We start from the raw sequence: 14,308 nt of genomic DNA, 5'->3' as shown, positions 1-14,308 counted from the left end.
CGTCGCGCTGCGCGCGCGGACACTATGCGAATTTTGCTACCCAATCCCGATAGTCGGGATGCTCCCGCAGCGTGCGGAAGCAGAACCCCTGCTTGAGCAGGCCCGTGATCAAAGGTTCCAGCACGGCAGGTGCCCAGGGATCCTTGCGTGACCAGATGCCCAGATGGGCCAGCAGGATGTCTCCGTTGCGGATGTTCTTGAGCGCCTGGGCCAGCAGCTGCGCATTCGGGTAGCGGTCGCTGGGCAGCTCATCGCCCAGAAACCCCGCGCTGGCCCAGCCCACATGCATGTAGCCGCCCTGCCGCGCGGCATCCAGCAGCGCGGGCGAAGTCTTGCCGCCGGGCGCACGGAACAGCGGCAGGGGCTTGCGCCCCGTGATCTGCTGCAGCCGCCGTGCGGATCGGCGGATCTCGTCGCAATAGCCTGCCGCATCGACCGTGAAGTTCTCATTGGCGCGCGGCCCTGCCGAGGGGCGCACGCGAAAACCCGTGACCGGCCCGTTCTTCGAGGCGCGCAGATCACCGCGCCAGTACATGTGGTCGTAGGTGTGCGAGGCGAATTCATGGCCTTCGGCAGCGCGTGCGCGCCACCAGGGCGCCCAGGTCTCGCCCAGGCTGCCATCGCCTTGCTGGGTGGGCTCGTTGGCTGCGAAAAACGTCACTGGCACCGCATGGCGCTTGAGCACATCGGCCACCAGGTCGGCAATGCCCATGTGGCCCGTGTCGAAGGTCAGATACACGGTCTTGGCACAGCCTGTGCCCTGCCCTGCCGCCAGCGCGGGGCGCAGCAGGCCGAAAGCCGCCGCACCGGCCAGCGATTGCGCAAAGAGTCTGCGGTCCATCAGCGTTGCGCGTGGGCCAGCGTCCACACGCCGTGCGGCGACTTGCCGACCTTGACCTGCTGGACCACCTTCTTTTCCACGGTGTCGATCACCGACAGCTTGCGCGCCCAGCGCGAGCTGACCAGCAGGTAGCGGCCGTCGGCGGAGACGTCCATGCAGTCGGGGCCGCCCGGTGCCGGGTAGTTGGCCACGACCTGGTTGGTCTGCATGTCGATCTTGCTGATGGTGTTGGCCACGCGGTTGCTCACATACAGGTGGCGGCCGTCGCCGGCGGCGCGCATGGCGTGGGCGCCAGCGGCTGTCTTGATGCGGGCCACGCTGCGCGGCTCGGAGCCGGTGATGTCGAACACTTCCACGCCATCGCTGCCGGTCAGGCCGATGAACAGCTTGGTGCCGTCCGGGCTGCCATAGAGATCGGCCGGCATGGGGCCGGTGGGCACGCGGGCCTTGATGGTCTGGGTGGCGATGTCGATGGCCACCAGGGCATCGCTGTCCTGCATGGTGGAATAGATGGTCGTGCTCTTGGCATCGATCCAGAGATGGCTGGGCGTCTTGCCCGTGGGCACGCGCTTGACCAGCTGCGGGTTCTGGCCGTCCCAACGGTAGATGTCGATGTGGTTGAGGCGGTTGGCCGCCGTGACGAACCACTTCATGTCCGGGCTGAAGCGCAGGTGATAGGGGTCGATGATGTCGCGGATCACGCGCTGCACTTCACCCGTGCGCGGATCGACCAGGGTCAGGGTGTCGCCCAGCGCATTCGCCACGACCAGCGACTTCTCGTCCGGCGTGAGGTAGAGGTGATGCGGCTCCTTGCCCGTGGGAATGCGTGCCGTCTCCTGCCAGGTGACCGGGTCCACGATGCTGATATTGGCATCAAGCGAGTTGAGCACAAAGATGGGCGTGGGGCCCTGGGTCTGCGGTGGCGGCGTGACACGCGCGACCGGGGCCGCGGGAGCCGCCGCAGCCGAGGGAACGGAAGGCGCGGCAGGAACGGCGGCCGCCTGGGCCGATGCGGCTTGCGCCTGCACGGCAGCAGACGTGGCCGAGGCCGCGCGGGCCGATTTGGATCCGGGCAGGGATGCCACGGCCAGCCAGGCCAGCGCACCGCCGCCCACAACCAAAGCCACAGCCGCGCTCAAGCGCCCGACGGAAAGACGTTTCACAAAGCACCACCTTCTGAGAATCTGCGCAGTGTAGCTGCGCCAATCAGCCCCTCGGACGCTCTGGGGCATCGGCTTTTGCTGCTGTGCAAAAAACCGACATTTGCGCGACGTTGGCCCGAGATATCGCGGCAAGCGCGCCAATCCATGACTTGCATCAAGGCATGACGACGGCGCATGGAAATACCCGCCACAACGAAAAAGGGAGCCGACAGGCTCCCTTCGCTGGCATGCGCCCAAAGGCGCAGTGGCGATCAGATCTTCCACTTCTCCATGAGCTTTTCGGGACGCAAGGTGTCGTAGTGCTCGAAGGGCTGGTGGATCCAGGGGTTGGTCGGCAGGTAGTCCACCGAGTAGTCGGGCGTGAAGGCCGACAGGCCCTTGGTCCAGATCACGGCGCTGCGCAGCTCGGTGATCGGCGGGTAGTTGGTCTTGAGCATGGCGATCACGGCGTTCAGCGTGTGGCCCGAATCGGCCAGGTCATCGACCAGCAGCACGCGGCCGGCGATCTCGCCCTTGGGCGTGGTGATGAAGCGCGCGATGTCCAGATGGCCCTGCACCGTGCCGGCTTCGGCGCGGTAGGAGCTGGTGGACATGATGGCCAGCGGCTTGTCGAAGATGCGGCTGAGCATGTCACCGGGACGCAGGCCGCCACGGGCCAGGCAGAGAATGGTGTCGAATTCCCAGCCGGACTGGTGCACTTTGATCGCGAGCTTTTCGATCAGTCCGTGGTATTCGTCGTAGCTCACATACAGGTGTTGACCGTCTTCCGTCAGCATGGAATGGCTCCTGGTTCAATCTTGGGGTTCAGCCGCCAGCAGTTCACTGGGCAGCGTAGGGGTTTTGCATCAGGATGGTGTGATCCCGGTCGGGGCTGGTCGAAACCATGGCGATGGGCACGCCCGTCACTTCCTCGATGCGCTCCAGATAACGGCGGGCATTGGCCGGCAGCTTGTCGTAGTCGGTCACGCCCACGGTGGAATCGGTCCAGCCGGGGATGGACTCGTAGATGGGCTTGCAGCGGGCGATCTCGTCGGCGCCCATGGGCAGCAGGTCGATCTTCTCGCCATCGAGCTCGTAGCCCACGCACAGCAGCAGTTCCTGCAGGCCGTCGAGCACGTCGAGCTTGGTGATGCACAGGCCCGACAGGCCGTTGACCTGGGCGCTGCGCTTGAGCAGCGCGGCATCGAACCAGCCGCAGCGGCGCGAGCGGCCGGTGGTCACGCCCTTTTCGGCGCCCACGGTGCTCATGTGCCAGCCCGGCGTGCCTTCCTTTTCCCAATCCAGTTCGGTGGGGAAAGGACCGCCGCCCACGCGGGTGCAGTAGGCCTTGGTGATGCCCAGGATGTAGTGCAGCATGCCGGGGCCCACGCCCGAGCCTGCAGCCGCATTGCCGGCGACGCAATTGGACGAGGTGACGTAGGGATAGGTGCCGTGGTCCACGTCCAGCAGCGTGCCCTGCGCGCCTTCGAACAGCAGGTTGGCGCCTTCGGCGTGCGCGGCGTTCAGCTCGCGGGAGACATCGGCCATCATGGGCTTGAGCAGCTCGGCATGGCGCATGGCCTCTTCGTACACCGCGTCGAATTGCACTTCGCCATCCTTGATGTACGGCTTGAGCGCGTCACCGAAGGTGAAGTTCTTCGAACCCAGCACGTTGACCAGGATGTGGTTGTGCAGGGCCAGCAGTTCGCGCAGCTTGGTGGCGAAGCGCTCGGGGTACTTGAGGTCCTGCACGCGCAGTGCGCGGCGGGCAATCTTGTCTTCGTAGGCGGGGCCGATGCCACGGCCGGTGGTGCCGATCTTCTCGGTGCCTCCCTGCTCGCGCGCAGCTTCGCGCGCCACGTCCAGCGCCGAGTGGAAAGGCAGGATCAGCGGGCAGGCCTCGGACACGCGCAGGCGGTCACGCACCTGCACGCCAGCCTTCTCCAGGCCTTCGATTTCCTCGAACAGCTTGGCGGCCGACAGCACCACGCCGTTGCCGATATAGCACTTCACGCCGGGGCGCATGATGCCGCTGGGGATCAGGTGCAGTGCGGTCTTCACGCCGTTGATGACCAGCGTGTGGCCAGCGTTGTGGCCACCCTGGAAGCGGACCACGCCCTGGGCGCTTTCGGTCAGCCAGTCCACCAGCTTGCCCTTGCCTTCGTCACCCCACTGGGTGCCGACCACGACCACGTTGCGACCTTTGGTAGCTTTCATATTCAAATCCGATGAAATCCGAAGAAATTGACAAATGCGTCAGATGGCTTGCACGGCCCACTGCCCGGCAACCTGCACGAGCTCGCGGTCGCAGTGGAATTCGTCCACTTCGCTTTCATGCCCTGGCAGCACGCAGACCACGGTCTCGCCCTGCCGGCGCAATGCAGCAATGGCAGCCGCAACCTGGGGATCGTCGCCCCAGGGCGCGCGGATGGCAGCCTTGAGCGGGCGCTCGGGCACGACAGCGACGAGCTGCTTGATGTCCAGGCTGAAGCCGGCGGCGGGCCGGTTGCGGCCAAAGACCGCACCCACCTCGTCATAGCGACCGCCGCGCACCAGCGCATCGCTGGCACCCGGCACATAGATGGCGAAGCGCGTGCCGCTGTAGTAGGCATAGCCGCGCAGATCGGCCAGATCGAAGCTCACGCTCACGCCCTCCAGGCGCTGGGCCAGCCAGCGCAGCTGATCGAGCAGCGGCTGCACGCCTGCGGTGCGCGCCAGCAGCTTCTCAGCACGGTCCAGCACCTCGATGCCGCCGTACAGCTGCAGCAGGGCCATCAGGCCTTCGCGCGAAGCGGCGGGGAAGCCGCGGGTGAGACGCTCGAGCTCGCTTGCATCCTTGGCAGCCAGCGCGGCGTGCACGCCGCGCAGCACCTGCATGTCCACCATCACGCCAGCCAGCAGGCTGCGCACGATGCGCACATCGGCCAGATCGACGTTGATATTGGTGACGCCTGCGCTGCGCAGGCAGTCCAGCGCCAGGTGCAGCGCCTCCAGGTCGGCTTCCATGCCCTGGTGACCGTAGATCTCGGCACCGAACTGCAGCGGCTCGCGCGTGGCGCGGGGGCGGTCAGGGCGGGCATGGACGACGGGGCCGCAGTAGCACAGGCGCGTGAGGCCCTTGCGGTTGAGAAGATGGGCGTCGATGCGGGCCACCTGCTGCGTGGTGTCTGCACGCAGACCCATGGTGCGGCCCGTCAGCTGGTCGATGAGCTTGCAGGTCTGCAGGTCCAGCGCCTCCCCTGTGCCGGTGAGCAGGGATTCGAGGTACTCCAGCATGGGAGGCATGACCAGTTCATAGCCATAGCCACGCGCTGTATCGAGCAGGCCTCGACGCAATTCTTCGATGTGCCGGGCCTCGGAAGGCAAGACATCGGCGATGTGATCCGGCAGGACCCAAGCAGACATGGAAAAAGGGGGAGGCTGTTAAAAACGTGATTCTACCGGCTGTTGCGGGCCAGCCCAAATTGGGGGTGTCCCAAGGCCCGCGGAGGGCGTTCGGTATTCCGAATCGATTCGGTGCCCAGGCGGCAGCGGCGGCCCAAGAAAAACGGCGCCCCAACAGGGGCGCCGTGCAGGGGCCGGGCGGCATTGCCGCTCAGGCGCGCTTACTTTCCAGAGCTTCCACCACTGCGGTAGGCCTTGAAGAAATCGGTCTGCGAAGGATCGAGCACGAGCACATCGCTCTTCTTGGCAAAGCTGGCCTTGTAGGCCTCCAGGCTGCGGTAGAACTGCGCGAACTGCGGGTCCTTGCCAAAGGCTTCGGCGTAGGTCCGGGCGGCTTCCGCATCGCCCTCGCCCTTGACCTTCTGGGCGTCACGGTAGGCATTGGCGATGGTGATCTCGCGCTGGCGATCGGCCTCGGCGCGAATCTTCTCGCCTTCGGCGGCGCCGGTGGAGCGCAGCTCGTTGGCCACGCGCTTGCGCTCGGCTTCCATGCGGCGGTAGACCGATTCCGTGATGGTCTCGGCATAGTCCACGCGCGTGATGCGCACGTCGACCACGTCCACGCCCCAGGGCTTGGCGCCGCGCACGGTCTCCAGCACTTCGCGCTTGACGTCGTTCATCAGCGCGTCGCGCTTGCTGGACAGCAGTTCGCGCACGGTGCGGCGGTTGATTTCCTCCTGGAAGGCATTGCGCACCACGCGGTTGAGCTGCATGGCGCCAGCCGACTCGTCCAGGCCCACATTGCGGATGTACTCCGACGGATCGGAGATGCGCCAGCGCACGTACCAGTCGATGACCACGCGCTGCTTTTCGGCAGTGAGCATGGGCTCGGTGTCGGTGCTGTCCAGCGTGAGCAGGCGCTTGTCGATGTAGCGCACGTTCTGGAACGGCGGCGGCATCTTGATGTTCAGGCCCGGCTCGGTGATCACTTCCTTGATCTGACCCAGGGCATAGACCACGCCGAACTGGCGCTGATCGACGACGAACAGCATGGAGCTGAGCAGCGCGAGCGCCAGAAGAATGCTGGTGATGAAAAATCCAACTCGGTTCACTTGGGCTGCTCCTCAGCGTGCTTCGCGGTCACGGCTGCGACTGCTGTCGCGGCTGCGCGCATCGTTCGAAAGGCCGGGAATGGCGGCAGGCGCAGGCGCCTGGGTGCTGGGGGCCGCCGAGCTGTCGGCTGCCGGCACATTGCCGCTCACGCCTTGCATGATCTTGTCCAGCGGCAGGTACAGCAGGTTGGAGCCCTGGCGCGACTCCACCAGCACCTTGGTCACGTTGCCGTAGATCTGCTGCATGGTTTCCAGGTACATGCGGTCGCGCGTGACCTGGGGAGCCTTCTGGTACTCGGTGAACACCGAGCTGAAGCGCTGCGCATCACCCTGTGCCTGGGCCACGATGCGGGCCTTGTAGCCGTTGGACTCTTCCAGCAGGCGCGCTGCCGAGCCGGCTGCGCGCGGCACCACGTCGTTGGCGTAGGCCTGGGCCTCGTTCTTGGCACGCTCACGCTCCTGGCCGGCACGCAGCACGTCGTCGAAGGCCGCCTGCACCTGCTCGGGCGGACGCACGCCGCCCTGCTGCAGGTTGATGCCCACGACTTCCACGCCCACCTTGTAGCGGTCCAGGATGGTCTGCATCAGGTCGCGCACGCGCGGGGCGATCTGGTCGCGCTCCTCGGCCAGCGCAGTGTCCATCTTCATCTTGCCGACGACTTCGCGCACTGCCGTCTCTGCGGCCTGGACCACGGCCTCGGACGGGTTCTTGCTCTCGAACAGCCAGGCGCGCGCGTCGCTCAGGCGGTACTGGACGGCGAACTTGATCTCGACGATGTTCTCGTCCTCGGTGAGCATGGCCGACTCGCGCAGGCCCGTGCTCTTGATGATGGTGTCGCGCCCCACGTCGGCCGAGCGGATCTGCGTCACGAACACCAGTTCATGGCGCTGGATCGGGTACGGCAGCCGCCAGTTGATGCCGGCGCCCACGGTGCTCTTGTACTTGCCGAACTGGGTGATGACGGCCTGCTGGCCTTCCTGGACGATGAAGATGCCCGTGCCCATCCAGATGATGAAGGCAATGCCGGCGATCAGGCCCACGCCCATGCCGGCGCTGCGCATGTCCGGCGGCTGGCTGCCACCGCCATTGCGGATGGGCGGCTGGCCACGGCCGCCGCCCGGCTTGCCGCCGAACAGGCCCGAGAGCTTTCGGTTGAGGTCGCGCCACAGCTCATCCAGATCAGGCGGCTGGCCGCCGCCCGACGAGGGACGGTTGTCACGGCTGTCGCGGTTGTCGCGTGCGGGTTCCGAAGGCGGGGGCGGCGGCGCGGGACGGTCGGCATTGGGGCGCGAAGCATCGTCGTTCTTGTCGTCGCCACGTCCCCATCGCGGATCATTCAGGTTGAACATCCCGCGAAGGCGCTGCGGCAGCATCGCCCAGCGATGGGCGCGTTGTGAAAGATTCATGCGAGAAGTCTCGGTTTCTTCAGTAAAGACAGGGACCCAATCGGCATTTTGCCCAATCAGGGCGCTAGCCCCTAGTATTCGGCGTCCTGCCCAGGGGGCATCGCGCCATCCACCTCCTCCTGATCCCGCTCATCATCGCCGTGCGCTTCGGCGTGTTCCGCCTCCGCGCGCAGCGCATGCTCGGCCAGCAACTGCCGCAGCTGCGGCAGCCCCTCGCCGGAGCGGGCACTGACGAACACCCGTGAAACAGGCAGCCCGTCAAGCTCGTACTGGTCCTGCAACTGTGCTGGACGCCGCTCCGGATCGACGGCGTCCAATTTGTTGAAAACCAGTACCAGAGGCACCTCCTGGGCACCGATTTCCTTCAGAACTTTCTGGACTTGTTGGATTTGTTCCGGGAAATTCGGATTGGAGGCGTCGACCACATGCAGCAGAAGATCGGCATCGATCGCCTCCTGCAACGTGGCCTGGAATGCATCGACCAGGCCGTGCGGCAGGTCGCGGATGAAGCCCACGGTATCCGACAGGGACACTGATTGCTGGGCTTCATTCAGGTACAGCTGGCGCGTGGTCGTGTCCAGCGTGGCGAACAACTGGTCGGCCGCATAGGCACGCGCCTTCACCAGCGCATTGAACAGCGTGGACTTGCCGGCGTTGGTGTAGCCAACCAGCGAGATATTGAAGATGCCATGGCGCTCGCGCCGCCGACGCTGCGTGGCGCGCTGCTTCTTGACCTTCTGCAGCCGCTCCTTGGTGCGCTTGATCGACTCGTCGATCATGCGGCGGTCCAGCTCGATCTGCTTCTCGCCAGGGCCGCCACGGCCGCCGATGCCGCCCATCTGCCGCTCCAGGTGGGTCCAGCGCCGCACGAGGCGCGTGGCCACGTATTGCAGGCGCGCCAGTTCCACCTGCAGCTTGCCTTCATGGCTGCGCGCGCGCTGGGCGAAGATCTCCAGGATCAGCAAAGTGCGGTCGTTGACCGGCATCTGCAGATGGCGTTCCAGGTTGCGCTGCTGGGCCGGGCTCAGGGCCTGGTCGAACAGCACTTCCTGGGCGCCATGCATCTGGGCCAGCATGCGGATTTCGTCGGCCTTGCCGCTGCCCACGAACAGCGCCGCATCGGGCACCTTGCGCTTGCAGGTCAGGCGCGCGACGGGGCGCAGGCCGGCCGTGCCGGCCAGCAGGCCCAGCTCTTCCAACTCGCCATCGAAATGGGGAAAGCCGAAATCCACGCCCACCAGCAGCACTGGCGTTGGCGTGGACCGGTCAAAAGATTCAGAACTCAAGAAAAACCTCTCCCGAAGGGTGAGGAAACTCCCCGGCTGTACGGGGAGGCATCAGGGCGCCGCGAGCTCAAGCGCTGGCGTCGCTGCCGGCAGCTTCGGCCGTGGAGAAGTTCACGGCGCGGCCGGGAACAATGGTGGAGATGGCGTGCTTGTAAACCATCTGCGTGACGGTGTTGCGAAGCAGGACCACGTACTGGTCGAAGGATTCGATCTGGCCTTGCAGCTTGATACCGTTGACGAGGTAGATGGACACCGGCACATGTTCGCGGCGCAGCGCGTTCAGGAACGGGTCTTGGAGGAGTTGGCCTTTGTTGCTCACGATATTCTCCGTGTTCGAAGAGTGTTGTTGTAAACCGACACCTTACCACAGTGTTTTGGGGCCCTTGCTCGCACAAGGGTTTTCCCGAAATCCCATGGCTTGTTACTTGTCCTTGTCGGCAAAAGGATTATGAGAGGTTTTCAACTCGATCCGCAACGGCGTGCCAACCAAATTGAACTCCTTCCGGAATCGCCCTTCGAGGAAGCGCTTGTAGGCTTCCGTCACATGCTCGAGCGAATTGCCGTGTATGACGATGACCGGAGGGTTCATGCCACCCTGGTGCGCATAGCGCATCTTGGGGCGGTAGATGCCCGTCTTCTTGGGCGTCTGGAACTGCACGGCCTCCATCAGCAGGCGCGTGAGCACCGGCGTGGGCATCTTGCAGGTGGCAGCCTTGTGCGCCTGGATGATGGAGTTCCACAGCGGACCCAGGCCCTGGCGCTTTTCCGCCGAGATGAAATGCATGGGGGCGAACTTGAGGAAGGACAGGCGCGTCTCGATCGAGCGCTCCAGCATCTGGCGCTGGTAGTCGTCCACCGCATCCCATTTGTTCACGGCAAGCACCACGGCACGGCCGCTTTCCAGCACGTAGCCGGCAATGTGCGCATCCTGATCGGTCACGCCCTGCGTGGCATCGATGAGCAGCAGCACGACGTTGGCGCTTTCGATGGCCTGCAGCGTCTTGACCACGGAGAACTTCTCGATGGCCTCGAACACCCGCCCCTTGCGGCGCAGGCCCGCCGTGTCGATCAGCTCGAACTTCTGGCCAGCCCGCTCGAAGGGCACCGAGATGGCATCGCGCGTGGTGCCCGGCATGTCGAAGGCGACCAGTCGCTCCTCACCCAGCCAGGTGTTGATCAGCGTGGATTTGCCGACATTGGGGCGCCCTGCCACGGTGAGGCGGATGGGCTTCTGGGCCACATCGTCGAACGGATCATCTTCCTCGGGCTCGGGCAGGTTGAGCTGGCCCAGGGCCAGGTCGAGCAGGTCGCGCACGCCCTGCCCGTGTGCCGCGGAAACCGGCAGCACATCGCCCAGGCCCAGTTCGTAGAACTCGGTCAGCTGCACGCCTTCCTTCATGCCTTCGGCCTTGTTGGCCACGAGCACGCAGGGCTTGCCAAGGCGGCGCAGGTACTTGGCGATGTCGTGGTCCTGGGCGGACATGCCCAGGCGCGCATCGACAACGAAGACCACGACGTCCGCCTCGGCCACAGCCTGCTGCGTCTGGCGCGCCATCTCCTTGAAGATGCCGCTGGATGCATCAGGCTCAAAACCGCCGGTATCGATCACGATGTACTCGTGCTTACCCTGGCGGCCCTGTCCATAGTGGCGGTCACGCGTGAGGCCCGCGAAATCCGCGACGATTGCATCCCTCGACTTGGTCAGCCGATTGAACAGCGTCGATTTGCCCACATTGGGTCGCCCTACCAGGGCAATAACTGGCTTCATTCCCGAAAATACCTATCAATCCGGCCTGAAGCCGTACACAGTTCCGCTGCGGCTTACCACCACCAGCGTATTGGCAGCCGATACCGGGGGCGAGGCCACGCCGGAGTCGTCCGTCTTCAATCGTGCCAGCGCCTGTCCGTCCGTCTTGGACAGCAGATGCACCACGCCATAGTCATCACCAAACACCACCGAGCGGCCCAGCATCAACGGCGCCGTCAGGCGGCGATGCTGCAGCTGGTCGATGGACCATACGCGCGAGCCGTCGCCGCGGCGCCAAGCCTGGACGGTGCCATTGCTCTCGGCGCCGAACACGGAATCACCATCGCCGTCGATGCCATCGGCGCCCTTGGACGGCTGGGTCCAGCGCACCGATGCGTTTTGCGTATCCACACAGCCCACGGCCGCCTGGAAGGCACGCGCGCAGACGCTGTCACCGACACGGCTGACGCGGCCCACGAGGTCCACCAGGCGCTCCACGTCGTTGGTGCCACGCGGGCTGGCCAGCGGAGCCTCCCAGCGCACGGCGCCGGTGTCGGGATCGATACCCACCATGCGGCCCGACAGGCCGGCCACCAGCGTGTTGCCCACGGCGATCAGCACGCCGGGCTGGCGCAGCACCAGGGGCTCGCCCGGGCGCTGCGCGGTCCACAGCTTGCGGCCGTTGGCGGCATCGAATGCGGCCAGCGAACGGTCGGCTGCCAGCACGAAGACGCGGCCTCCCGCCACCAGAGGCGGCGTGTAGGCCGCTGCGGACAGCGGCTGCTTCCACAGCTGCTTGCCTTGCGAGTAGACGATGATCTGGTTGCTGCGCGTGACCACGGCCTGGCGCTCGGCATCACTGCCCACGCCCGCGGTCAGCGGCTCGCCCACGGTGAAGCGCGACAGCTGGCTGCCGTTGCGTGCGTCCAGGGCCGTGACGCTGCCATCCTTGGCAGCGATCAGCAGCGTATCGCCCTGCACATGGATGTCGGTGGCCAGTGGCACTTCGGCACCGAGCCTGGCCGTCCAGGCCTGGTGCACGGCCAGCAGGCCGGGGTTGGCACCCAACTCCTGGGGCTTGGGCTTGGTGTCGCTGCTGAACCACGAGGACACCGTGGAGCATCCACCCAGGGCACCGGCCAGCAGGCCCAGAGCCATCCAGCGCGCCACGCCGCGCGGGCGCGAAATCGCCATCAATTGATCAGCCGAAGTTTTCAAGGTTGCTTCTCCGAAGTCGACGTCTTGGCCTGTGCCAGCACGGTGGGCTCGGCGCCCAGGGCGTTGAGCTTGAATTCGATCAGGCGTCCGTAGTCCATACCCTTGTCCAGGGCGGCATGGGCGCGCTGGTAGGCATCGATGGCCTCGGCCTGCTTGCCCTGGGCCGCGAGAATGTCGCCACGGCGGTCGGCCACGATGCCGGCAAAGGATTCGGGCATGCTGCCTTCCAGCGCCTTGAGGGCTTCGTCGTATTGCTTTTGCTGCTCCAGCACGGCGCTCAGGCGCAGCTTGGCCAGGGCCTTGTAGCCTTCGTCGCCCTTGTCGGCCACCCAGCTCAGGGCTGCCTTGGCGTCATCGAGCTTGCCTTCGTCCACTGCAGCCTTGGCCAGCAGCAGGCCGGCCTGGGCCGCCTGCGTGGTGCCTGCGTACTTGTCCTTGAGATCGGCGAAGGCCTGGCCGGCGCGCGCCGCGTCCTTGCCGGCCAGCGCCACGTCAACGGCATGCGCCAGCGCGGCGGCCTGCGTGGCCTGGCGCTTTTCCCAGTACTGGTAGCCATTCCAGCCGGCAAAGCCGACGAAGATGACCACGAGCACGCCGGTGATCAACGTGCCCCAGGTATTCCAGAAATGCTTGAGCTGCTCTATCTGCTCTTGTTCTTCGAGATCGAAATGGTTTGCCATGGATCGCCTGTGTCGCTTTATGTATGGAGGTCGCCGCTGGAGCGGTCGCTTGAAAAGCTGCGGATGCTGGTCAAACCGCCGATTGTAGGGTGGCAGCCCATTGGGCCGCATCAGCCAGGGCTTGCTGCACCTGCTGGCCTGCGCCGTCGCGCAGCGACTTGACGGTGACCAGGCCCTGCTGCAGCTCATCGGAGCCGAAGATCAGCGCGAAATGCGCGCCGCTGGCATCGGCCTTCTTGAACTGCGACTTCATGCTGCCCATGCCTTCGGCACTGGCTGCGTGCATCTGCACGCGCACACCGGCCTCGCGCAGCTGCTGCAGGGTGCGCAGCGCCACGGGCATGGCGGCCACGTCGGGGACGATGGCGTAGGCATGCAGCGTGGGTGCGGGAATGTCGGTGCCGAGCTCCTTGACGAGTTCCAGCACGCGCTCCACGCCCAACGCCCAGCCCACGGCAGGCGCGCTCTTGCCGCCCACCTGTTCGATCAGGTAGTCGTAGCGGCCTCCGGCGCAGATGGTGCCCTGCGAGCCCAGCATGTCGGTGATGAACTCGAACACCGTCAGGTTGTAGTAGTCCAGGCCGCGCACCAGGCGTGGGTTCACGGTCCATGGCACGCCGTTGGCGTCCAGGATGGCCTTGAGTCCTTCGAAGTGGGCCAGCGAGCCCTCGCCCAGGAAGTCCAGCAGGCGCGGCGCGCCGTTGACCATTTCCTGCATGGCGGGGTTCTTGGTGTCCAGCACGCGCAGCGGATTGCTGTACATGCGGCGCTTGGCCTCTTCGTCCATCACGTCCTGGTGCTGCTCCAGGTAGGCGATCAGGGCCTGGCGATGCGCCTGGCGCTCCTCAGGCTGGCCCAGGCTGTTGATTTCCAGGCGCCACTGGGTCAGGCCCAGCTGCTTCCACAGGGAAACGGCCAGCATGATGAGCTCGGCATCGACATCGGGGCCGGCAAAACCCAGGGCCTCGGCGCCGATCTGGTGGAACTGGCGGTAACGGCCGCGCTGCGGGCGCTCGTGGCGGAACATGGGGCCCATGTACCACATGCGCTTGCCGCCGTCGTACAGCAGATTGTTCTCGATGGTGGCGCGCACCAGACTGGCCGTACCTTCAGGGCGCAGCGTCAGGCGCTCGCCGTTGAGCTTGTCCTCGAAGGAGTACATCTCCTTCTCGACAATGTCCGTCACCTCGCCTATGCCACGAACGAACAGCTGCGTATGCTCGACGATGGGCGTGCGCACGTTGCGGTAGGCAAAGCGCGCCATCAATTCACGCACCTGCGCTTCCAGCCATTCCCAGCGAGCGGACTCGGCGGGAAGAATGTCGTTCATGCCTTTGACGGCGGAGAGTTTTTCGGGTTTGGCCACGTTGTTCTCGTTCGATGAATGCTCGGAAACAGGCGCTGACCCCGCTTTTTTCGCCCCATGCCCTCAACGTCTGTTCCGCGTGAGAGCCAATGAGGAAAAGCGTGGTGCGCTATCTATTTTGCAAT

Annotated in this window: 13 protein-coding genes; all 13 read right to left on the bottom strand. The window is 65.4% G+C overall.

The features are described from left to right. Positions 1-22: 22 nt before the first annotated feature. The 13 genes from ACFPFG_RS27175 to hisS all read right to left on the bottom strand — a co-directional run bounded on the left by ACFPFG_RS27175 (position 23) and on the right by hisS (position 14,147). A complete protein-coding gene (locus tag ACFPFG_RS27175) occupies positions 23-841 on the bottom strand; it encodes a polysaccharide deacetylase family protein (RefSeq protein ID WP_380109000.1) in 819 nt (272 codons plus the stop codon). Then, positions 841-2,073 (bottom strand): YncE family protein, encoded by a 1,233-nt coding sequence (locus ACFPFG_RS27170; RefSeq protein WP_465251923.1) that lies wholly within the window; start codon positions 2,071-2,073, stop codon positions 841-843. The genes ACFPFG_RS27175 and ACFPFG_RS27170 overlap by 1 nt, the downstream gene beginning before the upstream one ends. Before the next feature lie 182 nt (positions 2,074-2,255). Next, positions 2,256-2,780: a phosphoribosyltransferase gene (locus tag ACFPFG_RS27165; RefSeq protein WP_012206807.1), complete on the bottom strand. Its 525-nt coding sequence runs from the start codon at positions 2,778-2,780 to the stop codon at positions 2,256-2,258. A 43-nt stretch (positions 2,781-2,823) separates the two neighbouring features. Continuing rightward, positions 2,824-4,200 carry an adenylosuccinate synthase gene (locus ACFPFG_RS27160; protein WP_012206808.1) on the bottom strand — a complete coding sequence of 459 codons (1,377 nt, stop codon included), beginning with the start codon at positions 4,198-4,200 and terminating at the stop codon, positions 2,824-2,826. Positions 4,201-4,239: 39 nt separating this feature from the next. After that, a complete protein-coding gene (locus tag ACFPFG_RS27155; protein WP_180319041.1) occupies positions 4,240-5,388 on the bottom strand; it encodes an ATP phosphoribosyltransferase regulatory subunit in 1,149 nt (382 codons plus the stop codon). 200 nt (positions 5,389-5,588) lie between these two features. Further along, entirely contained in the window at positions 5,589-6,479 is an 891-nt protein-coding gene (gene hflC, locus ACFPFG_RS27150; protein ID WP_063325331.1) for a protease modulator HflC, read from the bottom strand. Between the two features lie 12 nt (positions 6,480-6,491). Continuing rightward, complete coding sequence (gene hflK, locus ACFPFG_RS27145) at positions 6,492-7,886, bottom strand: FtsH protease activity modulator HflK (RefSeq protein WP_183021605.1); 1,395 nt, start codon at positions 7,884-7,886, stop codon at positions 6,492-6,494. Between the two features lie 71 nt (positions 7,887-7,957). Then, on the bottom strand, positions 7,958-9,172 hold the full coding sequence (hflX, locus tag ACFPFG_RS27140; protein WP_380108994.1) for a GTPase HflX: 1,215 nt from the start codon (positions 9,170-9,172) through the stop codon (positions 7,958-7,960). Positions 9,173-9,239: 67 nt separating this feature from the next. After that, the gene (gene hfq / locus ACFPFG_RS27135) at positions 9,240-9,491 is read right to left on the bottom strand and encodes an RNA chaperone Hfq (RefSeq protein ID WP_012206813.1); all 252 of its coding nucleotides are present in this window, start codon (positions 9,489-9,491) and stop codon (positions 9,240-9,242) included. A 102-nt stretch (positions 9,492-9,593) separates the two neighbouring features. After that, entirely contained in the window at positions 9,594-10,940 is a 1,347-nt protein-coding gene (der, locus tag ACFPFG_RS27130) for a ribosome biogenesis GTPase Der (RefSeq protein WP_012206814.1), read from the bottom strand. A 15-nt stretch (positions 10,941-10,955) separates the two neighbouring features. Next, positions 10,956-12,113: an outer membrane protein assembly factor BamB gene (gene bamB / locus ACFPFG_RS27125; RefSeq protein ID WP_374623630.1), complete on the bottom strand. Its 1,158-nt coding sequence runs from the start codon at positions 12,111-12,113 to the stop codon at positions 10,956-10,958. A gap of 20 nt (positions 12,114-12,133) precedes the next feature. Then, positions 12,134-12,817 (bottom strand): YfgM family protein, encoded by a 684-nt coding sequence (locus tag ACFPFG_RS27120; RefSeq protein WP_183021606.1) that lies wholly within the window; start codon positions 12,815-12,817, stop codon positions 12,134-12,136. A 70-nt stretch (positions 12,818-12,887) separates the two neighbouring features. Further along, positions 12,888-14,147: a histidine--tRNA ligase gene (hisS, locus tag ACFPFG_RS27115; RefSeq protein ID WP_220808920.1), complete on the bottom strand. Its 1,260-nt coding sequence runs from the start codon at positions 14,145-14,147 to the stop codon at positions 12,888-12,890. Between the last annotated feature and the right edge of the window lie 161 nt (positions 14,148-14,308).

Source organism: Delftia deserti, from assembly GCF_042653485.1.
Taxonomy (GTDB): domain Bacteria; phylum Pseudomonadota; class Gammaproteobacteria; order Burkholderiales; family Burkholderiaceae_C; genus Comamonas; species Comamonas acidovorans.
This window is presented reverse-complemented; position numbering and strand designations above follow the sequence as displayed.